Annotated in this window: 21 protein-coding genes and 1 tRNA gene; 17 read left to right on the top strand and 5 right to left on the bottom strand. The window is 69.5% G+C overall.

The features are described from left to right. Positions 1-662 precede the first annotated feature (662 nt). Entirely contained in the window at positions 663-2,069 is a 1,407-nt protein-coding gene (gene glnA / locus L632_RS0107115) for a type I glutamate--ammonia ligase (RefSeq protein ID WP_028712804.1), read from the bottom strand. Between the two features lie 80 nt (positions 2,070-2,149). Beyond that, complete coding sequence (locus L632_RS0107120) at positions 2,150-2,488, bottom strand: P-II family nitrogen regulator (RefSeq protein WP_028712803.1); 339 nt, start codon at positions 2,486-2,488, stop codon at positions 2,150-2,152. Positions 2,489-2,629: 141 nt separating this feature from the next. On the opposite strand from L632_RS0107120, the gene L632_RS0107125 reads away from it, so the two are divergent. From L632_RS0107125 to L632_RS0107145, 5 genes are all read left to right on the top strand, one after another. Next, entirely contained in the window at positions 2,630-4,159 is a 1,530-nt protein-coding gene (locus tag L632_RS0107125; RefSeq protein WP_028712802.1) for a bifunctional ADP-dependent NAD(P)H-hydrate dehydratase/NAD(P)H-hydrate epimerase, read from the top strand. An 81-nt stretch (positions 4,160-4,240) separates the two neighbouring features. Continuing rightward, positions 4,241-4,325, top strand: a tRNA-Leu gene (locus tag L632_RS0107130). A 293-nt stretch (positions 4,326-4,618) separates the two neighbouring features. Further along, positions 4,619-5,011 carry a hypothetical protein gene (locus tag L632_RS0107135; protein ID WP_028713874.1) on the top strand — a complete coding sequence of 131 codons (393 nt, stop codon included), beginning with the start codon at positions 4,619-4,621 and terminating at the stop codon, positions 5,009-5,011. Between the two features lie 366 nt (positions 5,012-5,377). After that, entirely contained in the window at positions 5,378-5,821 is a 444-nt protein-coding gene (locus tag L632_RS0107140; protein ID WP_230376301.1) for a hypothetical protein, read from the top strand. A gap of 75 nt (positions 5,822-5,896) precedes the next feature. Continuing rightward, entirely contained in the window at positions 5,897-8,209 is a 2,313-nt protein-coding gene (locus L632_RS0107145; protein WP_156933630.1) for a Tex family protein, read from the top strand. A gap of 66 nt (positions 8,210-8,275) precedes the next feature. Here the strand turns inward: L632_RS0107145 and pdxY are convergent, their stop codons facing one another. Both pdxY and L632_RS0107155 read right to left on the bottom strand, forming a co-directional pair. Continuing rightward, positions 8,276-9,112, bottom strand: a complete 837-nt coding sequence (pdxY, locus tag L632_RS0107150; RefSeq protein WP_028713871.1) for a pyridoxal kinase — start codon at positions 9,110-9,112, stop codon at positions 8,276-8,278. After that, entirely contained in the window at positions 9,109-9,861 is a 753-nt protein-coding gene (locus L632_RS0107155) for an MOSC domain-containing protein (RefSeq protein ID WP_028713870.1), read from the bottom strand. The genes pdxY and L632_RS0107155 overlap by 4 nt, the downstream gene beginning before the upstream one ends. Positions 9,862-10,100: 239 nt before the next feature. Here L632_RS0107155 and L632_RS0107160 point away from each other — a divergent pair, with 239 nt between their 5' ends. The 7 genes from L632_RS0107160 to L632_RS0107190 all read left to right on the top strand — a co-directional run bounded on the left by L632_RS0107160 (position 10,101) and on the right by L632_RS0107190 (position 19,599). Then, a complete protein-coding gene (locus L632_RS0107160) occupies positions 10,101-10,691 on the top strand; it encodes an ANTAR domain-containing response regulator (protein ID WP_028713869.1) in 591 nt (196 codons plus the stop codon). Next, on the top strand, positions 10,682-11,854 hold the full coding sequence (locus tag L632_RS0107165) for a CmpA/NrtA family ABC transporter substrate-binding protein (protein ID WP_028713868.1): 1,173 nt from the start codon (positions 10,682-10,684) through the stop codon (positions 11,852-11,854). The genes L632_RS0107160 and L632_RS0107165 overlap by 10 nt, the downstream gene beginning before the upstream one ends. A gap of 284 nt (positions 11,855-12,138) precedes the next feature. After that, on the top strand, positions 12,139-13,347 hold the full coding sequence (locus L632_RS0107170) for a nitrate/nitrite transporter (protein ID WP_028713867.1): 1,209 nt from the start codon (positions 12,139-12,141) through the stop codon (positions 13,345-13,347). 15 nt (positions 13,348-13,362) lie between these two features. After that, positions 13,363-15,795, top strand: a complete 2,433-nt coding sequence (nirB, locus tag L632_RS0107175; RefSeq protein WP_028713866.1) for a nitrite reductase large subunit NirB — start codon at positions 13,363-13,365, stop codon at positions 15,793-15,795. Further along, positions 15,792-16,127, top strand: a complete 336-nt coding sequence (nirD, locus tag L632_RS0107180; protein WP_028713865.1) for a nitrite reductase small subunit NirD — start codon at positions 15,792-15,794, stop codon at positions 16,125-16,127. Before nirB ends, nirD begins: the two co-directional genes overlap by 4 nt. 12 nt (positions 16,128-16,139) lie before the next feature. Continuing rightward, the gene (locus L632_RS0107185) at positions 16,140-16,988 is read left to right on the top strand and encodes a formate/nitrite transporter family protein (protein ID WP_028713864.1); all 849 of its coding nucleotides are present in this window, start codon (positions 16,140-16,142) and stop codon (positions 16,986-16,988) included. 7 nt (positions 16,989-16,995) lie between these two features. Next, positions 16,996-19,599 (top strand): nitrate reductase, encoded by a 2,604-nt coding sequence (locus L632_RS0107190; RefSeq protein WP_028716539.1) that lies wholly within the window; start codon positions 16,996-16,998, stop codon positions 19,597-19,599. Positions 19,600-19,603: 4 nt separating this feature from the next. Here L632_RS0107190 and L632_RS0107195 read toward each other — a convergent pair whose 3' ends face one another. Beyond that, on the bottom strand, positions 19,604-20,719 hold the full coding sequence (locus L632_RS0107195) for an ABC transporter ATP-binding protein (RefSeq protein ID WP_028716540.1): 1,116 nt from the start codon (positions 20,717-20,719) through the stop codon (positions 19,604-19,606). A gap of 98 nt (positions 20,720-20,817) precedes the next feature. Between L632_RS0107195 and L632_RS0107200 the strand changes: the two genes are divergently transcribed. From L632_RS0107200 to L632_RS0107220, 5 genes are all read left to right on the top strand, one after another. Continuing rightward, on the top strand, positions 20,818-21,831 hold the full coding sequence (locus tag L632_RS0107200) for a Fe(3+) ABC transporter substrate-binding protein (RefSeq protein WP_028713861.1): 1,014 nt from the start codon (positions 20,818-20,820) through the stop codon (positions 21,829-21,831). Between the two features lie 109 nt (positions 21,832-21,940). Next, on the top strand, positions 21,941-23,509 hold the full coding sequence (locus tag L632_RS0107205) for an iron ABC transporter permease (RefSeq protein ID WP_232215722.1): 1,569 nt from the start codon (positions 21,941-21,943) through the stop codon (positions 23,507-23,509). A 53-nt stretch (positions 23,510-23,562) separates the two neighbouring features. Then, positions 23,563-23,973: a DUF2946 family protein gene (locus L632_RS0107210; RefSeq protein WP_028713859.1), complete on the top strand. Its 411-nt coding sequence runs from the start codon at positions 23,563-23,565 to the stop codon at positions 23,971-23,973. 66 nt (positions 23,974-24,039) lie between these two features. After that, positions 24,040-25,017 carry a DUF1775 domain-containing protein gene (locus L632_RS0107215; RefSeq protein WP_028716541.1) on the top strand — a complete coding sequence of 326 codons (978 nt, stop codon included), beginning with the start codon at positions 24,040-24,042 and terminating at the stop codon, positions 25,015-25,017. Beyond that, positions 25,004-25,630: an SCO family protein gene (locus L632_RS0107220; RefSeq protein WP_028716542.1), complete on the top strand. Its 627-nt coding sequence runs from the start codon at positions 25,004-25,006 to the stop codon at positions 25,628-25,630. The genes L632_RS0107215 and L632_RS0107220 overlap by 14 nt, the downstream gene beginning before the upstream one ends. Positions 25,631-25,635: the final 5 nt, after the last annotated feature.

Here is a 25,635-nt window from a genome sequence, read left to right on the forward strand (position 1 = left end):
TAAATTCATTAAAGTCGATAGATATACTGTATTTAAATCGGCAGGTTTCGGGGGAGGATCTTCCGCCCGTTCCGGCCTCGGGAGGATGCCACGGCTGCGGCCGGAAATTCCGACGTCAAAGACAGGACGCGTGCCGGCCGGCCTTCCGGACCCCCGAGGAGTGTCGTGCGGGGTTTGCCGCTTGCCGGCGACATCGCCGCGGCGTCGGTTGCGGAGCTTTTCGGCAGCGCAGCCATCCGGATCGAAGGCGGCCCTGCTTTCAGCCGGGAAAGGCTGCCACCTCGCCTGCGGGCCGCTTCAGGCTGCCGGCATGGCAGCGCGGCGACAGGAACGCAGGGATAACGGCCAGCCTCGCTTTGCTGCCCGGATCGGACCTGGCCGCGCTTGCCGGGACGTTGCGGCGGGGATCGGGCCTGTTCCGGCGCGCGGGCGGGCGACCGCCCCCGCCCCCGCGGGAAACCGATATCGTCCTGCCTTGCAGAACTGGGATGACCGGGGCCCGCCGGACGCGAAACCTGCCGCGCATGACGATCCGGGGGCGCCGAAACAATACCGGGTCTTCGCCGCTTTTGCCCCCGGCCCCGGCACGACCGCCCGGCTGCGGGCGTCGCCAAGAAAAAAGCCGCCCCGAAGGGCGGCCTTTCCATCGCTGTCCCTGCCGTTCAGCAGCTGTAATACATCGCGTATTCGATGGGATGCGGGGTATGCTCGTAGGCATAGACCTCTTCCCATTTCAGCTTGATGTAGCCTTCCAGCTGGTCGCGGGTGAAGACGTCGCCGGCCAGCAGGAAGTCCATGTCCTTCTCCAGCTCCTCCAGCGCCTCGCGCAGGCTGCCGCAGACGGTCGGGATCTCGGCCAGCTCTTCGGGCGGCAGATCATACAGGTCCTTGTCCGAGGCCGGGCCCGGGTCGATCTTGTTCTTGATGCCGTCAAGGCCGGCCATCAGCAGCGCCGCGAAGGCCAGGTAGGGGTTCGCGGCCGGATCGGGGAAGCGGGCCTCGACGCGCTTGGCCTTCGGCGATTCGGTCCACGGGATGCGCACGCAGCCCGAGCGGTTGCGGGCCGAATAGGCGCGCAGCACCGGGGCCTCGAAACCGGGGATCAGCCGCTTGTAGCTGTTGGTCGCCGGGTTGGTCAGCGCGTTCAGCGCCTTGGCATGCTTGAGAATGCCGCCGATGAACCACAGTGCCTCCTGCGACAGGTCGGCATATTTGTCGCCGGCGAAGAGCGGCTTGCCGTCCTTCCAGATCGACATGTTCACGTGCATCCCCGAGCCGTTGTCGCCCTTCATCGGCTTCGGCATGAAGGTCGCGGTCTTGCCATAGGCGGCGGCGACGTTGTGGATGACGTATTTGTATTTCTGGATGTTGTCGGCCTGCTCGGTCAGCCCGCCGAAGATCATGCCAAGCTCGTGCTGGGCGGTGGCGACCTCGTGATGGTGCTTGTCGACCTTGATGCCCATGCGCTTCATGGTGGACAGCATCTCGCCGCGGATGTCCTGGGCCGCATCGACCGGGTTCACCGGGAAATAGCCGCCCTTGTGGGCCGCGCGATGCGCGAGGTTGCCGTCCTCGTAGACGGTGTCGGTGTTCCAGGCGGCATCGACCGAGTCGATCTCGAAGGCGACCTTCTGGGGCGTCACCGAATAGCGCACGTCGTCGAACAGGAAGAACTCGGCCTCGGGGCCGAAATAGGCCGCATCGCCGATGCCCGAGGATTTCAGATAGGCTTCGGCCTTCACCGCGGTGCCGCGCGGGTCGCGGGCATAGGGCTCGCCCGTGTCGGGCTCGACGACGTTGCAATGCACGCAGAGGGTCTTTTCGGCATAGAACGGGTCGATATAGGCCGAGGACGCGTCCGGCATCAGCTTCATGTCGGACTGGTCGATGGATTTCCAGCCGGCGATCGAGGAGCCGTCGAACATGAAGCCTTCCTCGAAGAAGTCCTCGTCCACCAGATCGGCGACCAGCGTCACGTGCTGCAGCTTGCCCTTGGGATCGGTGAAGCGGACGTCGACATATTCGACCTCCTCCGTCTTCATCAGATCCAGAACGTCCTTGACTGTCATTGGGGTCCTTCCTCCATCAGTCTGCCCGGCGCCGCCGCCGGGCATGGGTCATCGGTTGGGTTTGTGGCGCGGGAAGCGGCTCAGACCGCGTCGTCGCCGGTCTCGCCGGTGCGGATGCGGATGGCCTGTTCGACGGGCAGGATGAAGATCTTGCCGTCGCCGATCTTCTCGGTGCGCGCGGCCGAGATGATGGCGTCGACGGCGGCTTCGACCAGATCGTCGGGCAGCACCATCTCGATCTTCACCTTGGGCAGGAAGTCGACCACATATTCCGCGCCGCGATACAGCTCGGTATGGCCCTTCTGCCGGCCGAAGCCCTTGACCTCGGTGACCGAAAGGCCCTGCACGCCGACTTCCTGAAGGGCCTCTTTCACATCGTCCAGTTTGAAGGGCTTGATGACGGCTTCGACTTTCTTCATCGCCTGATCCTTCTCTCGCGACTTGCCTGCGCCCTGATTGGCGGGTTTGATGATGCGCGTCCATGCGGCTTGATGGGGAAAGCGGCATGCAGACAGCGAATCCGGGGCATGTGCCCCAATATTGTGCAGGTTGCCTCAATTATGTGCGATGAGATGGCCCGGCGGGCCGAGATCCTGACGACTCGAGAGATGCGTGCGGTCGAGGGCGCCGCCATCGCCAGTGGCAGCGTCACCGGATCGGCGCTGATGGAGCGGGCGGGGGCGGGCGTCGTGCGCGAGATGCTGGCGCTGTGGCCGGAATGCGAGCGGCCGGGGCGGGCGGTGATTCTGTGCGGGCCGGGCAACAATGGCGGCGACGGCTATGTGGTGGCGCGGCTGCTGGCCGAGCGCGGCTGGCAGCTGCGGCTGGCGGCGCTGGCACCGCCCGCGACCCCGGATGCGCAGCTGGCCGCGGCCTGCTGGCCGGGCGAGGTGGCGGCGCTGTCCGATCTCGGCCCCGAGGATTTCCCGCCCGGTGCCCTCTGCATCGACGCGCTGTTCGGCACCGGGCTGGTGCGGCCGCTGGCACCCGGGCTCGCGGCGCCCCTGCGGCTGGCGGCGGCGCGGGGCTGCCGCATCGTCGCGGTGGACATCCTCAGCGGGCTCTGCGCCGATAGCGGCCGGGTGCTGGGTGGGCTGGACCTGCCCGGGGCGGCGCTGACCGTCAGCTTCCAGCGCGCCAAGCTGGGCCATGTGCTGGCGCAGGGCGGAACGCTCAGCGGCGCGCTGCGCATCGTCGATATCGGCCTCGACGGCTGGATGGCGGCGGCGGGTGCGCCGGCGCGGCTGGCGGGGCCCGTGCCGGCCCTGGCCAAGCGCGCCGGCCACAAATACGACCACGGCCATGCGCTGGTCCTGGGCGGCGGGCCGGGCTGCGGCGGCGCGGCGCGGCTGACGGCGCGGGCGGCGCTGCGGGTCGGCGCCGGGCTGGTGACGCTGCTCTGCCCGCCCGAGGCGCTGGCCGAGAATGCCGCGCGGCTGGATGCGGTGATGCTGCGCCCCGTCGCCGACCGGGCCGGGCTGCAGCGATTGCTGGAGGACCGCCGCTTGAACGCGCTGGGCCTCGGCCCCGGGCTCGGGCTCGACCGGGCGCGCGATCTGGTGCCGGCCGTGCTGGCCTCGGGGCGGGCGGCGCTGCTTGATGCCGATGCGCTGACCGCCTTTGCCGATGCGCCCGAGGCGCTGCTGGACGCGCTGCATCCGCGGGCGGTGCTGACCCCGCATGGTGGCGAGTTCGCCCGGCTGTTTCCCGATCTGGCGCAGCGGCTCGAAGCCCCGGCCGAGACCGGGCCGGCCTTCTCGCGCCTGGATGCGGCGCGGCTGGCGGCCGAGCGCGCCGGTTGCGTGGTGCTGCTGAAGGGGCCGGACACGGTGATCGCCGCCCCGGGCGGAGAGGCGCGCATCGCCGCCGCCGTGGGCGAGGCGGCTGCGCCCTGGCTGGCGACGGCCGGATCGGGCGACGTGCTGTCGGGCATGATCACCGGGCTGCTGGCGCGCGGCTTCGCACCGCTGGAGGCCGCCGCCGCCGGCGTCTGGCTGCATGCCGAGGCGGCGCGCGATTTCGGCCCCGGCCTGATCGCCGAGGACCTGCCCGAGCGGATTCCGGCGGTGCTGCGCGGCCTGGGCTGCTGAACTTTCCGCTCGCAAGCCGGTGAGGGCTTTGCTAAGAGAAGCGCCGATCCGCCGCCGCCCGCCGGCCGTGCGGATCGCGATGCGGGTGTGGCGAAATTGGCAGACGCACCAGATTTAGGTTCTGGCGCCGCAAGGCGTGGGGGTTCAAGTCCCTCCACCCGCACCACTTTGCAATCAAAGGATAACTCTGCCTCGGCCGCAATCCGTCCCGGATCGACGCGAACCGCTTCGGCATGTCGCGACCCGGTCGCGGCGGGCGGTCGGATGCGCTTCTGGCCGGGCTGCGCTCCCCCGTCGCTCGCCACGTCCGCCCGCTGAGCGACCGGATTGCCGCGCCGGGCATGACGGCGGCAAGGTGCGGCACCTGATGCCGCAGGGCCGCGCAGGCGTATTCCCTTCGCGGCCCTGCGCCGTTAGCCTGCCTGCATCTGGTGACGCCCATTCAGCAAGGAGCATGAAATGAAGCTTGGTCTTACCCTGGCAGGTGGCGCGTTGCTTCTTGCCGGCTGTGCCGGCACGGATCGCTATGGCGACATCATCGCGCGATCCGTCCCGCCAAGCGATTCCCTGAAGGCCGAGATCGTCAAGGGCGCCGAACGGCTCGTCTACGATCCGGCCTCGATCCGCTATGCCGAGATCTCCAACGTCGCCACCTTTGCGGACGGGTTGCAGGGCGTTTGCGTGCGGGCGGACAGCAAGAACGTCTCGGGCGTCTATGTCGGCGTGCACAATATCGGCATCCCGATCCGCGACGGAAAACCCGCTGGCGGAAGCCTGGATCATCCGATCTGCAACCGCACCGACGTGCCCTGGCACAAGTTCCCCGAGCTTGAGCGGCTGGGAGCCCGATAGGCCCGGCGCCGACCCGGGAAAGGCGGGAATGGCGGGCATCCCTTTCCCAAAGGGCCCCCGCGGTGTTCCCGGTCGCCGGCCCCACATCCCGCCGCCGGTGGCGCTTCCGAGCGACCGCTGCGGGCAGGGACAGGGCCCGCCGACTCACCCCGCAACCTGGGGCTGATCGCGCCGGGCGTGGTTTGTTCCCGGCAGGTCGCTTGCAAAACAACGCCTTAGCCTTGGGGCGTTGATGGTTTGTTTACCTGTCTTAAAGGGCAACTGGCCGAAAAGATGCGGATCGTTTTAATTGCATCCTATTAAGTGATCTCAATTGTTGGTTGGTGAGTGATGTTGGTGAATGGTAAGGCCACGCATGCTTCGGGCATGCATTATCCCCATGGCGACAATGGCAGCCTGACCTTTCTGCAGGTCTCGGGGATCGAGGTCGGCGGTCTGGGCTTTTCTGGCTCGCTGGCGGATTGGTGCGAGCAGGGCTTCTCGATCTGCGAGAGCTACCTGATCGAGGCGCAGACCCTCTTCATCGAAGGCGACGCGTCGGGTTTCCTGGACATGGCCGAGGCGCAATTCGACCCCGAGCTCGAGGACGAGGTGCTGATCCATGCCAACGCCCTGTTGCGGGGCGTGGCCTTCCGCCGCCTGGCCGGGCGGGTGCAGCTCATCGAGACCGGGGATGCGCCGCTGGGCCTGAACTGGGCCGCCATCGCCAACCTCTGGCGCGCGATGGAGACCACCAAGGGCGACATGCGCATGCCGCGCCTGCAACCCGCCTTCGAGCAGAAGCTGCGCGCGGCCATGCGGCTGAGCTGACCGCGGGCGCCCGGATCTCGCGATGCTTGGATCGCGGGCCGGTTTTGGCTATGACGGCGGTCCAGACCTCAGAGGATGCCGCCCGTGGATGCAACCGACCGCATAGCCCGCACCATCGCCGCCGAGATCGCTGCCCGCCCCGATCAGGTGGCGGCGGCCTCGGCCCTGCTGGACGGGGGCGCCACGGTGCCCTTCGTCGCCCGCTATCGCAAGGAGGTGACGGGCGGGCTGGACGACACGCAGCTGCGCACGCTGTCCGAACGGCTGGCCTATCTGCGCGAACTCGAGGCGCGGCGGGCCTCGATCCTCGAATCCATCAAGGGGCAGGGCAAGCTGACCGACGCGCTGGCCCGCGCCATCGCCGGGGCGGAAACCAAGGCCACGCTGGAAGACATCTACCTGCCCTTCAAGCCCAAGCGCCGCACCAAGGCGATGATCGCGCGGGAAAACGGGCTGGAGCCGCTGCTGCGCGCCATCCAGGACAACCGCGCCGCCGAGCCCGAGGCGCTGGCGGCGGGCTATCTGACCGAGGCGGTGCCGGATGTGAAATCGGCGCTGGACGGCGCGCGCGACATCCTGGTCGAGGAGCTGTCCGAGAATGCGGCGCTGCTGGGCCGGCTGCGCGAATTCATGCAGGCCGAGGCGATTATCTCGGCCAAGGTGGTGCCGGGCAAGGAACAGGTCGGCGCCAAGTTCAGCGACTATTTCGACCAGTCCGAGAAATGGGCCGCGATCCCGGCGCATCGGGCGCTGGCGGTCCTGCGCGGCGCCAAGGAAGAGGTGCTGACCATCGAGATCGCGCCCGAGCCGGAAACCGGCGCGGCGCGGGCCGAGGGCATCGTCGCCTCGGCCCTGGGCCGGCTGGGCGATCAGCCGGGCGACCGCTGGCTGCGCAAGGTGGTGGGCTGGTGCTGGCGGGTGCGGCTGTCGAACACCATGTATATCGACCTGCTGACCGAACTGCGCTCGCGTGCCCATGCAGAGGCGATCCGGGTTTTCGCCCGCAACTTGCGCGACCTGCTGCTGGCCTCGCCCGCCGGGCCGCGCCCGACCATCGGCCTGGACCCCGGCATCCGCACCGGAGTCAAGCTGGCGGCGGTGGACGGCACGGGCAAGCTGGTCGAGACTGCGACGCTTTACCCGTTCCCGCCGAAATCCGACCTGCGCGGGGCAGAGGCCGCGCTGGCCGCCGCCATCGTCAAGCACAGGATCGAGCTGATCGCCATCGGCAACGGCACCGCCAGCCGCGAGACCGAGCGTTTCGTGGCCGAGGTGCTCAAGCGCCTGCCCGAAGGCGTGAAGCCGCCGGTGAAGGTGATCGTCTCCGAGGCCGGGGCTTCGGTTTATTCCGCCTCGGAGCTGGCGGCGAAGGAGTTCCCGGGGCTCGACGTGTCCTTGCGCGGCGCGGTCTCGATCGCCCGGCGCCTGCAGGACCCGCTGGCGGAACTGGTCAAGGTGCCGCCCGAATCGATCGGCGTCGGCCAGTATCAGCATGACGTGGACCAGCGGCAGCTGGCCAAGACGCTGGAGGCGGTGGTCGAGGATGCAGTGAACGCGGTGGGGGTGGACCTGAACACCGCTTCGGCGCCCCTGCTTGCGCATGTGGCCGGGCTGGGACCGTCGCTGGCGCAGAACATCGTGGCCTGGCGCGACGAGAACGGCGCCTTCCCGTCCCGGGCGGCGCTGAAGAAGGTCGGCGGGCTTGGCCCGCGCGCCTTCGAGCAATGCGCGGGCTTCCTGCGCATCCGCGACGGCAAGGAGCCGCTGGACGCCTCGGCCGTCCATCCCGAGGCCTACGGCGTCGCCCGCCGCATCGTCGCCGCCTGCGGCCGCGACATCCGCCAGATCATGGGCAATGGCGCGGCGCTGAAGGGCATCCGGGCGGAGGCCTTCGTCGACGCGCATTTCGGCCTGCCGACCATCCGCGACATCCTTTCCGAGCTGGAAAAGCCCGGCCGCGACCCGCGCCCGAGCTTCGTTACCGCCAGCTTTGCCGAGGGGGTCGAGGATATCAAGGACCTGCGCCCCGGCATGGCGCTGGAAGGCACGGTGACGAATGTCGCGGCCTTCGGCGCCTTCGTCGATATCGGCGTGCATCAGGACGGGCTGGTGCATATCAGCCAGCTGGCCGACCGTTTCGTCAAGGACCCGAACGAGGTGGTGAAGGTCGGCGACGTGGTCAGGGTGCGGGTGACCGAGGTGGATGTGGCCAGGAAGCGCATCGGCTTGACCATGCGCAAGGATGGCGGTGCCGCCGCCCGCGAGGCGCAGAAGGAGCGCGGACCCAAGGCGCAGCCGGGACGCGGCCCGAAATCCGCCGCCCCTGCGGGCAAGGAGCAGCCCGGCGCCCTGGGCGCGGCGCTGCTGAACGCGCTGCGCAAGGATTAGGGGGCTCTGCCCCCGCCGCGCCTGCGGCGCGACTCCCCCGGGATATTTGGGCAAGAAAGAAGCCGATCAGGGGGTGAGCAGAGCGGCGCGAAACGCCGGATCGGACAGCACGACCTCTTTCGTGCCGAGTTCCGCCGCCTGGCGGAGCGCGCGCGCGGTCTGGATCTGTGCGAATTCGACCGCCTGCGCCAGGCTGCGGCCTTGCCCCAGCGCAGCGGTGATCAGCCCGGCGAACAGGTCTCCGGTCCCGGCCAGCGCCACCGGCAGATGCGGGGTTGGATGGCGCGTCAGCCCTTGCGGTCCCAGGATCACGCTTTCCAGCATGCCGGGCGCGGTTTCGCGCAGCCGGCAGCCGGTCACGATCAGCTGGGCCTCGGGCGCCATGCGCAGCCCTCGCGCGGCACGGTGGATATCGGCCAGCTCGGCGATGGGTTGGCCGGTCAGCCAGGCGACCTCGAACGGGTTGGGCGAGGCGATGTCGGCCATGGGCAGCAGCCGGTCGCGGAAGGTGTCGGCGATTTCCCGGGGCACATAGAGGCCCGGCTGCTCGTCGCCCAGCACCGGGTCGCAGTAATAGCGCAGGCGCGGGTTCGCGGCCTTGGCCCGGGCGACGAAATCGGCCGTCAGCTGCGCCACCTCGACCGAGCCGATATAGCCGGTCAGCAGGACATCCGCGCGCCCGGGCAGGCCGCGATCCCAGAGGCCCTGCAGGAGATCGGCAAAGAAATCGCCGGGCAGCGGCCGGCCGCGCAGGCTGGGATAATCCGGGGTGTTGGAGAAGATCACCGTCGGGACGGGCGCCACCTCCAGCCCCGCCGCCAGCATCGGGAACACCGCCGCCGAATTGCCGACATGGCCCATGACCACCTGGCTCTGGATCGAGATCATCAGCGGCCGGCTCATGCGCTGCCCTCCAGTCGCCTGGACCAGTCCTCGACCCGGCCGCTTTCCAGCCGGCGCACGGCATAGCGCCGCCAGCCCTCGGCCAGCACCTCCAGCGCGGCGATGCCCTGCAGCTCGTCCAGGTTCAGCCGGTCCACGTAGAGCGCATGCCAGAGCCGGCGCAATGTCCAGTCGGGCGCCACGCGGTCGATCCGCTCCAGCCGGTCGCCGGGGGCGACGATGCCGGGCTGCAGGACGCGGTAATACCAGCCGGTGCGGCCGCTTTGCTGCACGCGCCGCGCCATGTCCTCGACGCCGAAGCGGCGGTTCAGCTTCCAGCAGGGCTGGCGCCCCTGCGAGACCTGCACCAAGGCCGAGCCGAGCCGGAAGATGTCGCCCACCGCGACATCCGCCTCGATCAGCCCCCGGGTGGAGATGTTTTCGCCAAAGGCGCCGGGCGCCTCCAGCAATCCCCCGATTTCTCCGTTTTCTAAATACTCCACGGGGGGCCGGGGGTGTGAAACCCCCGGTGTTTCGGCCAGGCGCGGCCGTCCAAGCTCCACGCGCCAGGCTGCATAATGATCGAACGGATAGTGATGCACGGCCTTTTCCGGCCCGCCATGCACGCGGCGGTCGGCCTGTTCGTCGCCCTCGAATCCCTCGGGGCCAAGCGCCAGCGGCCGGTCCGCCGGGCGCTTGTCGATGCCGCTGAGCTGGTCGCTGCCGGGCAGGGGGGCGGCCTTGCCCGTCAGCAGGATGATCTGGGCCATGGTTCCCCCGGCTTGTCTGGATGCGGCCAGATTAGCCGAGGAACCGGCAGGCTCAAGGGATCATGGCCCGAGCGCGCCGGCTTCGGCCCGATTGCCGCTCTGCCCGTTCTCTGCGCGCGGCCCTGCGCATCTGCCCGCTTCCTGCGCAGATTGTGGCTGCGCGGTGGGGGAGGCGTCGGATGCGTTGCAGGCGCGGGGTTCCGCTGGCACCTGCTGGGACGGGAAAGAGCAGGAAGCAGATGGACAAGCGCCTTTCGATCGTCGTCATCGAGCCCGACCCGGAGCGCGCCGCCCCGATCGTGGACGGGCTGCGCGAGATCGGCGACCACGATATCCGCATCATCTCCGAGGAGACCGGGCTGGCGCGCCATATCGCCGAATGCCGGCCCGACATCGTGCTGATCGACCTGGCCAACCCCTCGCGCGACGTGCTCGAGGAGCTGGCACTGGCCTCGGGCCCGACCGAGCGGCCGGTGGCGATGTTCGTGGACCGTTCGGACGAGCACCTGACCCGGGCGGCGGTCGAAGCCGGGATCTCGGCCTATGTCGTGGACGGGCTGCGGCCGGACCGCATCAAGCCGGTGCTGGACGCGGCCGTCGCGCGCTTTCACATGTTCCAGCGCATGCGGGCCGAACTGGCCGCCACCCGCGCGGCGCTGGAGGAGCGCAAGGTGATCGACCGCGCCAAGGCCGTGCTGATGAAGGCGCGCGGCATCGACGAGGAGGCCGCCTATGCGCTGTTGCGCAAGACGGCGATGGATCAGGGCAAGCGCGTGGCCGAGATCGCGCAGCAGCTGGTCCTGGCCGCGGGGTTGCTGTCATGCCGCTGACGCCCCTGCGCCTGGGCTATGTGCCGCTGATCGACGCCGCGCCCCTGATCGTGGCGCGCGAGCTGGGCTTTGCCGCCGAGGAGGGGCTGGACTTCCAGCTGCTGCGGCTGGGCGCCTGGGCGCAGGCCCGCGACATGCTGGGTGCCGGGCTGATCGAGGCGGCTCATATGCTGGTGCCGATGCCGGTGGCGCAGGCGTTGGGGCTGGGGCCGGCGTTGCCGGACCTGGATCTGGTGATGTTCCTGTCGCAGGGCGGGCAGGCGGTCGCGGTCAGCGCCGCGTTGGCCGCCAGCATGCGCGAGCAGGGGCATGATTTCGATTTCTGGGATGCCCGCAAGGCGGGGCTCGCGCTGCACCGCGCCGCGCCCGGCCGGTTGCGGGTGGGCGTGCCGTTCCATTTCTCGACCCAGCTGGAGCTGATCCGCCACTGGCTCGGCGCCTGCGGCTTCGACCCGGCGCTGGAGGTCGTCACCGTGCCGCCGCCGCTGATGGCCGAATCCATGGCCGCGGGCGAGGTCGATGCCTTCTGCGTCGGCGAGCCCTGGGCGTCGAGCGCGGTGGACCGGGGGCTGGCCGCGCTGCTCTTGCCCGGCACGGCGATCTGGGCCTCGCCGCCGGAAAAGGGGCTGGTGCTGCGCCGCGACTTCACCGAAAGCCAGCCGCAGCTGACCGGCGCGCTGATGCGGGCGGTCTGGCGCGCCGGGCGCTGGCTCGACGAACCCGAGAACCGCGACACCGCCGCCGAGATCCTGTCGCGGCGCGAATATCTGGACCTGCCGGCCGAGCTGGCCGAGCGCGGGCTGACCGGGCGGCTGCAGGTGACGCCCTCGGGCGAGATCCGCCATGTGCCGGGCTTCGTCGCCTTCCATGCCGGGGCGGCGAATTTTCCCTGGAAAAGCCTGGCTGCATTCTTTGCGCAGCGCATCGCCCTGCGCCACGGGCTGGAGCCGGCGCCGGCGATGGAAAAGGCGATGGCGCATTTCCGCACCGATCTTTACCGCCGGCATCTGCGCGAGGCGGGGGCGGCCTTGCCCGGTGCCTCGGCCCGGCTGGAAGGCGCGCTGGCCGAGGACCGCGAGGTCGCGGCGGAAAAGGGCCAGATGATTCTGCGCGCCGATGCCTTTTTCGACGGCACCGTCTTCGAGCCGCCCTTCGCCGGTTGAGTGTTTTGCAGGCAGGCCGGGCGCGGGGTTGCCCGGCTTTCGGGCGCAGGCTGCCGCGGATGCTGCGATGCCGCATCAAGGCTTGATCCGGCCCGCGCCCTGACCCAATCTTGCCTCATGGCCCGGCGCAACGGCGCGCCAACGGCCCGCTCGCAATGATGCGGCACGGGTTTCCGCAAGGGCGCGGAGATCCTCTCCTCCGAAAGTGCAAATCCGCTGCGGCCTTCCGCCGCCCGGCCGCGCTTTCCGACAGCCTTCGCCATCAGCAACGCATCGGAGCCACCATGCCCGCCGTTCCCCCCGTTCCGCCCTCCGAGGCCAGCCGCGCTCTGGGCCTCTCGACCTTCGCCTTCACCATCTGCTTCGCGGTCTGGACGATCTTCTCGATCATCGGCCTGCAGATCCGCGAGCAGCTTTCCCTGACCGAGACCCAGTTCGGCCTGCTGATCGGCCTGCCGATCCTGACCGGCTCGCTGGTGCGCATCGCGCTGGGCGTGCTGACCGACCGGCTGGGCGGGCGGCGCGTCTATACGCTGACCATGCTGGCCGCCGCCGGCGCGACCTTCCTGTTGTCCTGGGCCAGCACCTGGCCGCAGATGCTGCTGGCGGCGCTGGGCGTCGGGCTGGCCGGCGGCTCCTTCGCCGTGGGCGTCGCCTATGTCTCGCGCTTCTATGCCGAGGGACGGCAGGGCACGGCGCTGGGCATCTTCGGCACCGGCAATGTCGGCGCCGCGGTGACCAAGTTCGCCGCGCCCTTCGTCATGCTGGCCCTGGGCTGGCAGGCGACCGCGCAGATCTGGGCCGGCGCGCTGGCACTGACCGCCGTGCTGTTCTGGCTGCTGAGCAAGGACGACCCGGTCACCGCCGCCGGGCAAGGCCGCAAGACGTCGCTGCGGGCCGAGCTCGCGCCGCTGGGCCAGATGCGGGTCTGGCGCTTCTCGGCCTATTACTTCTTCAGCTTCGGCGGCTTCGTGGCGCTGGCGCTGTGGCTGCCGCATTACCTGACGCAGGTCTACGGCTTCGGTGTCGGGACTGCGGGCATGATCGGCGCGGCCTATTCCATCCCCGGCTCGATCTTCCGCGCCTATGGCGGGGTGCTTTCCGACCGGATCGGCGCGCGGGCGGTGATGTACGCGACCTTCCTCGTCTCGCTGGCCGCGACGGCGATTCTGTCGATCCCGGCGGGCGTGCCGGTGCCGGTCTTCCTGGCGGTGATCTTCGTGCTGGGCTTCGTCATGAGCCTGGGCAAGGCCGCCGTCTACAAGCACATCCCCAGCTATTACCCCGGCCATGTCGGCGCGGTCGGCGGGCTCGTGGGCATGATCGGCGGCCTGGGCGGCTTTGCGCTGCCGCTGCTGTTCGGCTGGCTGCGCGACCAGACCGGGCTGTGGTCCAGCTGCTTCATGGCGCTGTTCCTGCTGGTCGGGCTCTGCGCGCTCTGGATGCACGCCTCGATCCGCCAGATGGGCCGCGCGCCGCTGCAAACCGCCTGAGAAAGGAGTCCCGCGATGAAGAAACTTGTCGTCATCGGCGCCGGCATGGCCTCGGGCCGCCTGCTGGAGCAGCTGTTCGAGGCCGCGCCCGGCGAATGGCATGTCACCCTGTTCAACGCCGAGCCGCGCGGCAACTACAACCGGCTGATGCTCTCGCCGGTCCTGTCGGGCGAAAAGACCTATGAGCAGATCGTCACCCACGACGCGGACTGGTATGCCGCCCATGGCGTCGATTGCCGCTTCGGCGAGCCGGTGGTGCGGATCGATCGCGCCAATCGCGCCGTCTATTCCAATTCGGGCGGTGCGCCCTATGACGCTCTGGTCATCGCCACCGGCTCGGCGCCCTTCATCATCCCGGTGCCGGGCAGCGACCTGCCGGGCGTGGTGACCTATCGCGACCTGGAAGACACCAATGCGATGATCGAGGCCGGTATCGCCGGCAAGGATGCCGTGGTGATCGGCGGCGGGCTCCTGGGCCTTGAGGCCGCGGCCGGCATGGCGGCGCGTGGGGCCCGCGTCACCGTCGTCCACCTGATGGGCCACCTGATGGAGCGGCAGCTGGACCCCGCCGCCGGCTACCTGCTGCAGCGCGATCTGGAGCGGCGCGGCATCAAGGTGCATTGCAAGGGCGCCACCAAGGCGATCCTGGGCCATGGCCGCGCCGAGGCGGTGCTGCTGGAAGACGGCACCGTCCACCCCGCCGACCTGGTCTGCATGGCCGTCGGCATCCGTCCGGAGGTGCGGCTGGCCAATGACGCGCATCTGGAGGTCGAGCGCGGCATCGTCGTCGACGACGCCCTGCGCACCAGCGACCCGCATATCTTCGCGCTTGGCGAATGCGTCGAGCATCGTGGCCAGGTCTTCGGCCTTGTCGCGCCGCTTTACGACCAGGCCAAGGTGCTGGCCCGGACCCTGCTGGGCGAGGAGGCCGCGTTCCGCCCGGTGCAGACCGCGACCAAGCTGAAGGTGACGGGCTGCGACCTGTTCAGCGCCGGCGATTTCGCCGAAGGCGAGGGGCGCGAGGACATCGTGTTCCGCGACCCCGGCCGCGGCATCTACAAGCGGCTGGTATTGGAGAACGACCGCATCATCGGCGTGGTCATGTATGGCGACACCGCCGACGGCAACTGGTTCTACGGGCTGATGAAGGACGAAACCGACATCAGCGAGATGCGCGACACGCTGATCTTCGGCCCGGCCTTCCAGGGGGGGACCGCGCTGGACCCTATGGCGGCCGTTGCAGCCTTGCCGCCTGAAGCGGAGATCTGCGGCTGCAACGGCGTCTGCAAGGGAACCATCGTCGCCGCGGTGCAGGGCGGCGCGCATACGCTCGATGCGGTGCGCGCCTGCACCAAGGCCAGCGGCTCCTGCGGCACCTGCACCGGGCTGGTCGAGCAGGTGATGAAGCTGACACTGGGCGACGGCTTCGTCGCGCCCGCGCCCGCCGGCATGTGCAAATGCACCGACCACAGCCACGAGGACGTGCGGCGGCTCATCAAGTCCATGGGGCTGAAGTCGATCCCGGCGGTCATGCAGGAACTGGGCTGGAAGACCGTGGGCGGTTGCCATTCCTGCCGCCCGGCGCTGAACTATTACCTGCTGGCCGAATACCCGCTGGACTATCGCGACGACCGCCAGTCGCGCTTCGTGAACGAAAGGAACCACGCCAATATCCAGAAGGACGGCACCTATTCCGTGGTGCCGCGCATGTGGGGCGGCGTCACCACCCCGCAGGAGCTGCGCGCCATCGCCGACGCGGCCGAAAAATATGCCGTTCCCATGGTCAAGGTCACCGGCGGCCAGCGCATCGACCTGCTGGGTGTCAAGAAACAGGACCTGCCGCATATCTGGGCCGACCTGAACGCCGCCGGGCTGGTCTCGGGCCATGCCTATTCCAAGGGGCTGCGCACGGTGAAAACCTGCGTCGGCAGCGAGTTCTGCCGCTTCGGCACCCAGGATTCGACGGGCCTCGGCATCCGGCTGGAAAAGCTGCTCTGGGGTTCGTGGACGCCGCACAAGGTCAAGCTGGGCGTCTCGGGTTGCCCCAGGAACTGCGCCGAGGCGACCTGCAAGGATGTGGGCGTGATCTGCGTCGACAGCGGCTACCAGATCAGCGTCGCCGGCGCCGCCGGGATGGAGGTGAAGGAGACCGAGCCCCTGGCCTCGACCCCCTGCGAGGACGAGGCGGTCGAGATCATCACCGCCTTCGTCCAGCTTTACCGCGAGCACGCGCGCTATCTGGACCGGCCCTATAAATGGGTGGCCAAGGTCGGGCTCGACTGGGTCAAGGAACAGATCGCCGACCTGCCGGCCCGCCGCGCGCTGGTCGAGCGCTTCGAGATCAGCCAGTCGGTCTATCGCCGCGACCCCTGGGCCGAACATTCCACCACCACCGAGACGCCCCGATGGGCGCCCCTTGCCGATCTGACCCTGGAGGCCGCGGAATGACCGTTTTCATCGATATCGGAGCCCTGGAGGACATTCCCCGGCAGGGCGCGCGGGTGATCCGCACCGCGCAGGGCTGCGTCGCCGTGTTCCGCACCCTGGACGACCGGGTGTTTGCGCTGGACGACCGCTGCCCGCACAAGGGCGGTCCGCTGTCCGAGGGCATCGTGCATGGCGATCGGGTGACCTGCCCGCTGCACAATTGGGTGTTCGACATGAACTCGGGCGCTGCGCAGGGCGCCGACGAGGGCGCGGTCCGCACCTGGCCCGTCCGCGTCGAACAGGGCCGCGTCCTGATCAGCGCCGAACTCGTCTCGCGCCCCCGCGCCGCCTGAAGGAGCACGCTCATGTCCTATGTCAATCCTGCCGATTTTGCGAAGAAGATGATCGATGCCGGCGAGGCCAAGGTCTTCATGTCCACCAAGGACACGCTGATCCGCGCCTATATGGCCGGAGCGATCCTGGCGCTGGCCGCCGCCTTCGCCGTGACCGTCACCGTGAACACCGGCGAGCCGCTGATCGGCGCGCTGCTGTTCCCGGTCGGCTTCTGCATGCTCTACCTGCTGGGCTTCGACCTGCTCACCGGGGTGTTCACGCTGGTGCCGCTGGCGCTGATCGACCGGCGCCCGGGGGTGACGGTCCAGGGCATGCTGCGCAACTGGGGCCTGGTCTTTGCCGGCAATTTCGCCGGCGCCTTCACCGTCGCGGTGTTCATGGCGATCATCGTCACCTTCGGCTTTTCCGAGGCGCCGAATGCGGTGGGCGAAAAGATCGGCCATATCGGCGAGGGGCGGACGCTCGGCTATGCCGCCCATGGCGCGGCGGGGATGCTGACGCTGTTCGTCCGCGCGGTCATGTGCAACTGGATGGTCTCGACCGGCGTCGTGGCGGCGATGATGTCCACCAGCGTCTCGGGCAAGGTCATCGCCATGTGGATGCCGATCCTGATCTTCTTCTACATGGGGTTCGAGCATTCCATCGTGAACATGTTCCTGTTCCCGGCGGGCCTGCTGCTGGGCGGGCAGTTCACCATCATGGACTATATGATCTGGAACGAGATCCCGACCGTGCTGGGCAACCTGGTCGGCGGGCTGACCTTTGTCGGCGCGATGATCTATGCCACGCATCACAAGACCTCGCCCCGGCGTGCGGCGGATACGCCCGCCGAAGCCCCCGCCGCCGTTCCTGCCGAGTGAGGGGCCCATGCAGACCATCCGCACCACCTGTCCCTATTGCGGCGTGGGCTGCGGCGTGCTGGCGACGCCCGACGGCAAGGGCGGGCTGGGCATCGCGGGCGACCCCGATCATCCGGCGAACCGGGGCCGGCTTTGCGTCAAGGGCTCGGCGCTTGGCGAGACGGTCGGCCATGCCGGTCGGCTGCTTACCCCGCGCATCCATGGCCGAGAGGCCGGCTGGGACGAGGCGCTGGATCTGGTCGCCCGCCGGTTTTCCGAAACCATCGCCGAGCACGGACCGGATTCGGTCGGCTTCTACGTCTCGGGGCAGCTGCTGACCGAGGATTACTATGTCGCCAACAAGCTGATGAAGGGCTTCATCGGCTCGGCCAATATCGACACCAATTCGCGGCTTTGCATGGCCTCGGCCGTCGCGGGGCACCGGCGGGCCTTCGGCACCGACACGGTGCCGGGGCTCTACGAGGATCTGGAACTGGCCGATACGGTGGTGCTGGTCGGCTCGAATCTGGCCTGGTGCCATCCGGTGCTTTACCAGCGGCTGGCCGCGGCGCGCGAGGCGCGGGGCACGCGGGTCGTGGTGGTCGATCCGCGCCGCACCGCGACTTGCGACATTGCCGACCTGCATCTGCCGCTGGCGCCGGGTTCGGATGCGGCGCTGTTCAACCTGCTTCTGGCAGAAATAGCCAGAAATTCAGACCACTGCATGGATAACCTCGACGGTGTCGAGGATACGCTGGCCGCTGCGCGCGCGACATCACCCGCGGCAACCGGGCTGGCGCATAGCCAGCTGCGGCAGTTCTTCGACCTGTGGCTGCACAGCGACAAGGTGATGTCGGTCTGGTCGCAGGGCGTGAACCAGTCCGACAGCGGCACCGACAAGGTGAATGCGATCCTGAACTGCCATCTCGCCAGCGGCCGCATCGGCCGGCCCGGCATGGGGCCGCTCAGCGTCACCGGCCAGCCCAATGCCATGGGCGGGCGCGAGGTCGGCGGGCTGGCCAACATGCTGGCCTGCCATCTGGAGATCGAGAACCCCGCGCATCGCGAGGCCGTGCGCGCCTTCTGGAGCGCCCCGCGCATGGCCGGGCGGCCGGGGCTGAAGGCCGTGGACATGTTCCGCGCCGTCGAGGACGGCCGGATCAAGGCGCTGTGGATCGTCTGCACCAACCCGGCTGCGACCATGCCCGAGGCCGATCGCGTCGCCCGCGCTATCGCCGGCTGCGATTTCACCGTGGTCTCGGACATCATGGCGCGGACCGACACCGTGCGGCTGGCGCATGTGGCCCTGCCGGCGACCGGCTGGGGCGAAAAGGACGGCACGGTGACGAATTCCGAGCGCCGCATCAGCCGCCAGCGCCGGACGCTGGCCCCGGCCGGGCAGGCGCGCGACGACTGGCGCATCCTGGCCGAGGTCGGTCGCCGCATGGGCTGGGCCGAGGCTTTCGGCTGGACCAGCCCGGCCGAGGTCTTTGCCGAACACGCGGTGCTGTCCGGCGTCGCAGGCAGCCTGGGCAGCGATTTCGACATCTCGGCCCATGCCGGCATCACCCCGGCGGAATATGACGTGCTGCAACCCTTCCTGTGGCCGCAATCGGCGGGCAGGCAGGGCGGGCGGTTCTTTGGCGACGGGCGGTTTCATACGCCCTCGGGCCGGGGGCGGATGGTCGCGGTCACGCCGCGCACGCCGCAGCCGGTGGATGGGGATCATCCGTTCCGGCTGAACACCGGCCGGGTGCGCGACCATTGGCACAGCATGACCCGCACCGGCCTGTCGCCGCGCCTGTCCCGCCATCTGGCCGAGCCCTTCCTGGAACTGCACCCAAGCGACGCGGCCCGGCTGGGTCTGGCACCCGCGAGTCTGGCCGAGGTCGAAAGCCCGCAGGGCCGGGCCGTGCTGCGGGTGCTGGTGACCGACCGGGTGGCGCCGGGCCATCCCTTCGCCCCGATGCACTGGACGGGAGAGACCGCGCCCTTGGGCCGGGTCGATGCGCTGGTGCCGGGGCTGACCGATCCGGTCTCGGGCCAGCCGGCGCTGAAATCGGCACCGGTGGCGATCCGGCCCTTTGCCGCGCGCTGGTTCGGCTTTGCCGTCTCGGCGGGTGCGATCCGGCCGGATTGCGCCTATTGGGCGCGGGCCACGCTGCCGCGCGGCGAGCAGGCCGAACTGGCCGGGCTGGAGGTGCCGCAGGACTGGACTGCCCATGCCCGCGCGCTGTTCGGCCTTTCGGACGAGCCGCTGGTGCTGCACGACCGCGCCCGCGGACAGGTTCGGCTGGCCTTCCTGCGCGAGGGCCGGCTGCAGGCGGCGCTGTTCGTGGCGCCCGGGCCGGTGGGCCTGTCGCGCAGCCATGTCGCGGATCTGCTGGGCGAGGAGGGCGCGGGGGCGCTGGCCGGGCGTCCCGGCGCTGACCGACCGGACGAAGGCGCGCTGGTCTGCGCCTGTTTCGGCATCGGCGTGAACAGCATCGTGCAGGCCATCGCCAGCCAGCGCCTGACCACGGTCGAGGCGGTGGGGCAGGCGCTGCGGGCGGGCACCAATTGCGGCTCGTGCCGGCCCGAGATCCGGGCGCTGCTGGACGCAGGCACCGCCTGCCGCGCAGCGGCTGAGTAGGGCCCTAGGCGCCGTCTCCGGCAAAGACCATGGCGCTGCCGGGCAGGGCGGCCAGCCGGATCATGCTGCCGGGCGCGGGCAGGACCAGCCCGGGAATGCGGGATTTCATCGCCGCCCCGCCGGGCTCCAGCCGGGTCTCGATCAGGCTTTCGCGGCCCAGATAGCGAGCGCGCTCGACCCGCGCCGGGGTGCCGCCGGTCTCGGCCGGGACCAGGTGCTGCGGGCGGATGACGACCTCGGCCCGGCTGCCTTCGGCAAGGCCGGGGGCGGGAAAGCTGCCCAGCACGGTCTGCACCCGGCCGCCCGCCACCCGACCCGAGACGATGTTCAGGTCCGAGAAAAATGCCGCCACGCCGCGATCCGCCGGGCGGTCGTAAAGCTCGTCCGGGCGGCCTTCCTGGATCAGCCGGCCCCGGCGCATGACCGCGATGCGATGGCCCATCAGCATCGCCTCCTCGGGGTCGTGGGTGACCATCAGCACCGTGGTCTCGGTCTCGCGCAGCAGGTCCAGCGCCGCGTCGCGCACCCCGTCGCGCAGCCGGTGGTCGAGGCTCGAGAAAGGCTCGTCCATCAGCATCAGGCAGGGGCGCGGCGCCAGGGCCCGGATCAGCGCGACGCGCTGCTGCTCGCCGCCCGAAAGCTCGTGCGGGTATTTCGCGGCATGACCGGACAGGCCGACCCGCTCCAGCAGTTCCCCGATTCGGGTGCGGTTCTGCCGGGCCGGGCCCTGCAGGCCGAAACCGACATTGGCCGCCACGTCCAGATGCGGGAACAGCGCGAAATCCTGGAACACCAGCCCCACCGGCCGCCGCTCGGGCGGCAGGAAGGCGCCGGCATCGGACATGGCCTGGCCGCCGATGCGGACGGCGCCGGAATCGGGCCGCTCGATGCCGGCGATCATCCGCAGCGTGGTGGACTTGCCGCAGCCCGAAGGGCCGAGCAGGCAGGTCACCTCGCCCCGTGCCACGCGGAAGCCGACATCCTCGACCGCCGAGACCGGGCCGAAGCGGCGGCACAGCGCCTCAACCTCCAGCATGGGCCGGAATGGCGCGGCATCAGGCGCGTCGTCCCGCGCGTCCATCTGGCTGGCCCAGGGGGGAGGGCTGGCGAATTGGTTCATCGGCATCCCTTCGTCTGGCGACCGTAACCGGATGATCTTTGTTTACTTTGCTAATTAGTTTAGTAAACATGTCGAGAAATCGCAAGGAGGACAGGCTGATGCGTGTTGGACTATCTGGACTGATCGGTGCCGTGCTGGCTGCGCAGGCGGTTGCCGCAAGCGCCCAGGAGCTGAATCTTTACACCACGCGTGAGCCGAATCTGATCGAGCCGCTGCTGGCCTCTTTCAGCGAATCGACCGGGGTGAAGGTGAACACCATCTTCCTCAAGGACGGGCTGGCCGAGCGGGTCGAGCAGGAGGGCGAGGCTTCGCCCGCCGACGTGCTGATGACCGTGGACATCGGCAACCTGGTCGATCTGGTCAATCGCGGCCTGACCCAGCCGGTCGAATCCGAGGCGCTGACCGCCGCCATCCCCGAGAACCTGCGCGACAAGGACGGCAACTGGTTCGCGCTGTCGCAGCGGGCGCGGGTGCTTTACGCCGATAAGGACCTGGACCTGTCCAGCTTCACCTATGAGGATCTCGCCAAGCCGGAATGGCAGGGCAAGGTCTGCATCCGCTCGGGTCAGCATCCGTATAACGTGGCGCTGACCGCCTCCTATATCGTGCATCATGGCGAGGAAGCCGCGAAGACCTGGCTGGAAGGCGTCAAGGCGAACCTGGCCCGCACCGCCGGCGGCGGCGACCGCGATGTGGCCCGCGACATCATGGGCGGCATCTGCGAGATCGGCATCGCCAATTCCTATTATGTCGGCCTGATGCGCAGCGGCGCCGGCGGTCCCGAGCAGGAGGAATGGGTCAAGGCGATCAAGGTCGTCCTGCCGACCTTCGAGGGCGGCGGCACCCAGGTGAACGTCTCGGGGGCGGCGGTGGCCAAGCACGCGCCGAACAAGGACCAGGCGGTGCAGCTGCTGGAATACCTGGTTTCGGACGAGGCGCAGAAGATCTATGCCGAGGCGAATTTCGAATATCCGGTCAAGCCCGGCGTCGCGGTCAGCCCGGTGATCGAGGATATTGCCGATCTCAATGCCGACGGCACCGACCTGACCGAGATCGCCCGCCAGCGCAAGGCGGCGAGCGAGCTGGCCGAGGCGGTGGGCTTCGACAACTGATCCCGTCGCTGAACCTGTGGCCGGCGCAGGCCCCATGACCCCGGAACTGGCACGAAGCTCCCGCCTCCGCGCGGGGGGTGGCTGGCAGGCGGCAGCTCTGGCTGTCGCCGTGCTGGTTCTGCTGCCGGTGCTGGCGCTGGGGCTGTTCGCGCTTCGGGGCAGTCCGGGGCTCTGGGCGCATCTGGTCAGCAACGTGCTGCCGGTCGCGGCGCGGCAGACGGTGATCCTGCTTCTGGGCGTCGGCTTCATCGTCGCGACGCTGGGCACGGTAACGGCCTGGCTGGTCGCGGCCTGCGACTTTCCCGGGCGGCGCATTTTCGGCTGGGCGCTGCTGCTGCCCTTGGCGGTGCCGACCTATATCGTCGCCTATGCCTATCTGGACCTTCTGCATCCGGTCGGCCCGGTGCAGGGCGCGATCCGCGGCTGGCTGGGCTATGCCAGCCCGCGCGAGTTCCGCCTGCCCGACATCCGCTCGATGCCGGGCTGCATCCTGCTGCTGGGGCTGGTGCTTTACCCCTATGTCTACCTGCCGGTGCGGGCGCTGTTCGCCATGCAGGCCGGCAACCTGCTGGATGCGGGCCGCACGCTGGGGGCGGGGCCGGTCGCCACCTTCCTGCGCGTGGCGATTCCGCTGGCCCGGCCCGCCGTCGCCATCGGCACGGCGCTGGCGCTGATGGAGGCGATGAACGATATCGGCGCGGCCGAGTTCCTGGGCGTGCGCACCCTGACCGTCTCGGTCTATTCGACCTGGATCAACCGCTCGGACCTGCCGGGGGCGGCGCAGATCGCGCTGGCGATGCTGGCCATCACCATGGCGCTGGTCATGCTGGAGCGGCGCGGCCGCAAGCGCCAGCGTTACGCGGCCGGCGCGCAGCCCCTGCGGCGCACGCGCCTGCGCGGCTGGCGGGCCTGGGGTGCGACGCTGGTCTGCGCGCTGCCGGTCGCCTTCGGCTTCGCGGCGCCGGCCTGGTATCTGGTCGGTGCGGCCTGGGCGCGATACCGCTTCGCCGGCCTGTCGCCGCGCATCCTCGAGGAGGCCGGCAACACCGCCTTCTTCGCCGCGCTGGCGACGCTGGTCGCGCTGCTCTTGGGACTGGTGGTAACCGGCGCGGCGCGGATGCGGCCCGGACGGCTGACCCAGACCATGGCGCGGCTTTCGACGCTGGGCTATGCGGTGCCGGGCACCATCCTGGCCATCGGGCTTCTGCCGGTGATCGCGCTGGCCGACCGCCAGATCGCCGCCGCCTCGCAGGCGCTGCTGGGCGTGGGGCCGGGGCTTTTGCTGCTCGGCTCGGGGGCGGCGCTGATCTATGCCTATGTCGCGCGCTTCCTTGCCATCGCCACCGGCGGCATCGAGGCGGGGCTGAGCCGGGTGCCGCGCTCGCTCGACCATGTGGCGCGGACGCTGGGCCGCAGCCCCGGCCAGGTGTTCCGCGAGGTGCATGTGCCGATCTCGCGACCGGCGCTGGCGGCCTCGGGACTGCTGATCTTCGTCGATTGCGTCAAGGAACTGCCCGCCACGCTGCTGCTGCGGCCGCTGAACTTCGAGACTCTCTCGACGCATCTTTACGGCGAGGCGGCGCGCGGCACCTACGAGGACGCCGCCATCGCCGCGCTGATCATCGTGGCCATCGGCATCCTGCCGGTCATGGTGCTGGCGCGGACGATCCGGCGATGACTGCGGCAGATTGTCCCTTTCGCGCGGCGCGGATTTCTGACAGGGCTGCGCGCATGCAGGTTCGGGGCGCATATCGTAATGCAGGGCTGACGCGCGGCGCACGGCTGTTCCGCTGGCTGGCGGTGCTGCCCTTCCTGCTGTTCTCGCTGATCCTGCCCGGCACCATGGTCGCCCGCGACGCGCAGGGCAGCATCACCGTGGTGCTCTGCTCGGGCGAGGGGCCGGTCGAGATGGCCGTGGCCGCCGATGGCAGCCTGGTCCCGGCCGGCAAGGCCTCGCATGGCGATCCGCATGGCTGCGACTGGGCACCGCATGGCCAGCCGCTTCTGGAGGGCACCATGCAGGCGGCTGCGACGCCGCTGTTGCAGGCGCTGCGCATGGCGCGGGCGCTGGACCGGCCCGGCCCGCCGCATCGCGTCGAGATGCTGGTCCCCTCGGCGCGGGGACCGCCGGCACGCGTCTGATCCGAGCTTTCCGATCCGCGCGGCCACGGGCCGGCGGTTCACGCCCTTATTCAGACGAGAACGATCATGAAGAACCCTGTCTTTGGCGCGTTCTGCGCCTCGGCGCTGGCCCTTGCCGCCGCGCCCGCCCTTGCCCATGCCACGCTGGAGCAGTCCGAGGCCCGCGCCGGCGCCGCCTATCGCGCGGTGATCCGCATCGGCCATGGCTGCGACGGCCAGGCGACCAACACCCTGCGCGTGCAGCTGCCCGAGGGCTTCTACAATGCCAAGCCCATGCCCAAGGCCGGCTGGACGCTGGAAACGGTCAAGGGCCCCTATGCCCAGCTCTTCGACAATCACGGCACGCCGATGACCGAGGGCACGCGGGAGGTGGTCTGGTCGGGCGGCGATCTGCAGGACGACTGGTATGACGAATTCGTCATCCGCGGCACGGTCGGCGCCGATGTGACTCCGGGAACGGTGCTGTATTTCTCGACCGTGCAGGAATGCGCGGACGGCAAGGAGGAATGGATCGATGTCACCGGCAGCAAGGAAGTCCCGAACCCCGCCCCGGGCGTGACGGTCACGGCGGGCAAGGTCGGGCATGGCCACGGCCATGATCACGGCGACCATGCGAAGGCCGGGCCGATCACGCTGGGCGACCTGACGCTGAGCGGGTCCTTCACCCGCGCCACGCCCCCCGGTGCCCCGGTGGCGGGCGGTTTCCTGACCGTCGCCAATGCCGGCGCGGACGACCGGCTGGTCTCGGCCAGCGTCGATTTCGCCGGCCGGGCCGAGATCCACGAGATGGCGATGGAGGGCGATGTCATGAAGATGCGCCAGCTTGCCGAGGGCCTGCCGATCCCGGCCGGGGCGACGGTTGAACTGAAGCCCGGCGGCTATCACCTGATGTTCATGGAGCTGAAGCAGCCGCTGGTCGAGGGCGAGACCGTGAATGTCACGCTGCATTTCGAGAAGGCCGGCGAGGTCGAGGTGCCGATGACGGTCGGGCCGATGAATGCCGGCAAGCACGGCGGAAAGGATGGTGGACATGGCGGACATTAAGCGGGGCTCGGGGTTGCGTCCCTTGCGCTATGCGCTCTGGGCGCTGGTGGTGCTGGCGCTGGCCGGACTGGGCTGGTTCCAGTTCGTCGCGCCCCGTGCGGGCTCGGGCTCGCTGAGCGATGCCGGCACCGCCTCGCTGGGTCGGGGCGATTACCGCCTCACCGCCACGGACGGCACGGAATTCACCCAGGCGACGCTGCAGGGCCAGCCCTCGGCGGTGTTCTTCGGCTTCACCCATTGCCCGGACGTCTGCCCGACCACGCTGGGCGACGTCGCGAGCTGGCAGGAGGAGCTGGGCGAGGCCGGCAAGGATCTGCGGGTGTTCTTCGTCACCGTCGACCCCGAGCGCGATACGGTCGAGGCGTTGCGCGAATATGTCTCGTGGGTGCCGGGCGTGGTCGGCGTCTCGGGCGCGCCGGAAGAGGTCGCCAAGGCGGTCAAGGCCTTCCGCATCTATGCCCGCAAATCGCCGCAAGAGGGCGGGGATTACAGCATGGACCATTCCTCGACCTTGCTGCTGTTCGACCGCGACGGCGATTATGCCGGGCTGATCGGCTATCAGGAGGACCGCGAGCGGGCCATGGCCAGCCTGCGGCGCCTGCTGGAAAGCTGACGCGC

This window comes from Paracoccus sp. J39, from assembly GCF_000518925.1.
Lineage (GTDB): Bacteria > Pseudomonadota > Alphaproteobacteria > Rhodobacterales > Rhodobacteraceae > Paracoccus.

Bases quoted from the DNA above. Each gene is read 5' to 3' on its own strand.
- glnA (WP_028712804.1), bottom strand. From the start codon at position 2,069: ATGACAGTCAAGGACGTTCTGGATCTGATGAAGACGGAGGAGGTCGAA.
- L632_RS0107120 (WP_028712803.1), bottom strand. From the start codon at position 2,488: ATGAAGAAAGTCGAAGCCGTCATCAAGCCCTTCAAACTGGACGATGTG.
- L632_RS0107125 (WP_028712802.1), top strand. From the start codon at position 2,630: ATGTGCGATGAGATGGCCCGGCGGGCCGAGATCCTGACGACTCGAGAG.
- L632_RS0107135 (WP_028713874.1), top strand. From the start codon at position 4,619: ATGAAGCTTGGTCTTACCCTGGCAGGTGGCGCGTTGCTTCTTGCCGGC.
- L632_RS0107140 (WP_230376301.1), top strand. From the start codon at position 5,378: ATGCATTATCCCCATGGCGACAATGGCAGCCTGACCTTTCTGCAGGTC.
- L632_RS0107145 (WP_156933630.1), top strand. From the start codon at position 5,897: ATGCCGCCCGTGGATGCAACCGACCGCATAGCCCGCACCATCGCCGCC.
- pdxY (WP_028713871.1), bottom strand. From the start codon at position 9,112: ATGAGCCGGCCGCTGATGATCTCGATCCAGAGCCAGGTGGTCATGGGC.
- L632_RS0107155 (WP_028713870.1), bottom strand. From the start codon at position 9,861: ATGGCCCAGATCATCCTGCTGACGGGCAAGGCCGCCCCCCTGCCCGGC.
- L632_RS0107160 (WP_028713869.1), top strand. From the start codon at position 10,101: ATGGACAAGCGCCTTTCGATCGTCGTCATCGAGCCCGACCCGGAGCGC.
- L632_RS0107165 (WP_028713868.1), top strand. From the start codon at position 10,682: ATGCCGCTGACGCCCCTGCGCCTGGGCTATGTGCCGCTGATCGACGCC.
- L632_RS0107170 (WP_028713867.1), top strand. From the start codon at position 12,139: ATGCCCGCCGTTCCCCCCGTTCCGCCCTCCGAGGCCAGCCGCGCTCTG.
- nirB (WP_028713866.1), top strand. From the start codon at position 13,363: ATGAAGAAACTTGTCGTCATCGGCGCCGGCATGGCCTCGGGCCGCCTG.
- nirD (WP_028713865.1), top strand. From the start codon at position 15,792: ATGACCGTTTTCATCGATATCGGAGCCCTGGAGGACATTCCCCGGCAG.
- L632_RS0107185 (WP_028713864.1), top strand. From the start codon at position 16,140: ATGTCCTATGTCAATCCTGCCGATTTTGCGAAGAAGATGATCGATGCC.
- L632_RS0107190 (WP_028716539.1), top strand. From the start codon at position 16,996: ATGCAGACCATCCGCACCACCTGTCCCTATTGCGGCGTGGGCTGCGGC.
- L632_RS0107195 (WP_028716540.1), bottom strand. From the start codon at position 20,719: ATGAACCAATTCGCCAGCCCTCCCCCCTGGGCCAGCCAGATGGACGCG.
- L632_RS0107200 (WP_028713861.1), top strand. From the start codon at position 20,818: ATGCGTGTTGGACTATCTGGACTGATCGGTGCCGTGCTGGCTGCGCAG.
- L632_RS0107210 (WP_028713859.1), top strand. From the start codon at position 23,563: ATGCAGGTTCGGGGCGCATATCGTAATGCAGGGCTGACGCGCGGCGCA.
- L632_RS0107215 (WP_028716541.1), top strand. From the start codon at position 24,040: ATGAAGAACCCTGTCTTTGGCGCGTTCTGCGCCTCGGCGCTGGCCCTT.
- L632_RS0107220 (WP_028716542.1), top strand. From the start codon at position 25,004: ATGGCGGACATTAAGCGGGGCTCGGGGTTGCGTCCCTTGCGCTATGCG.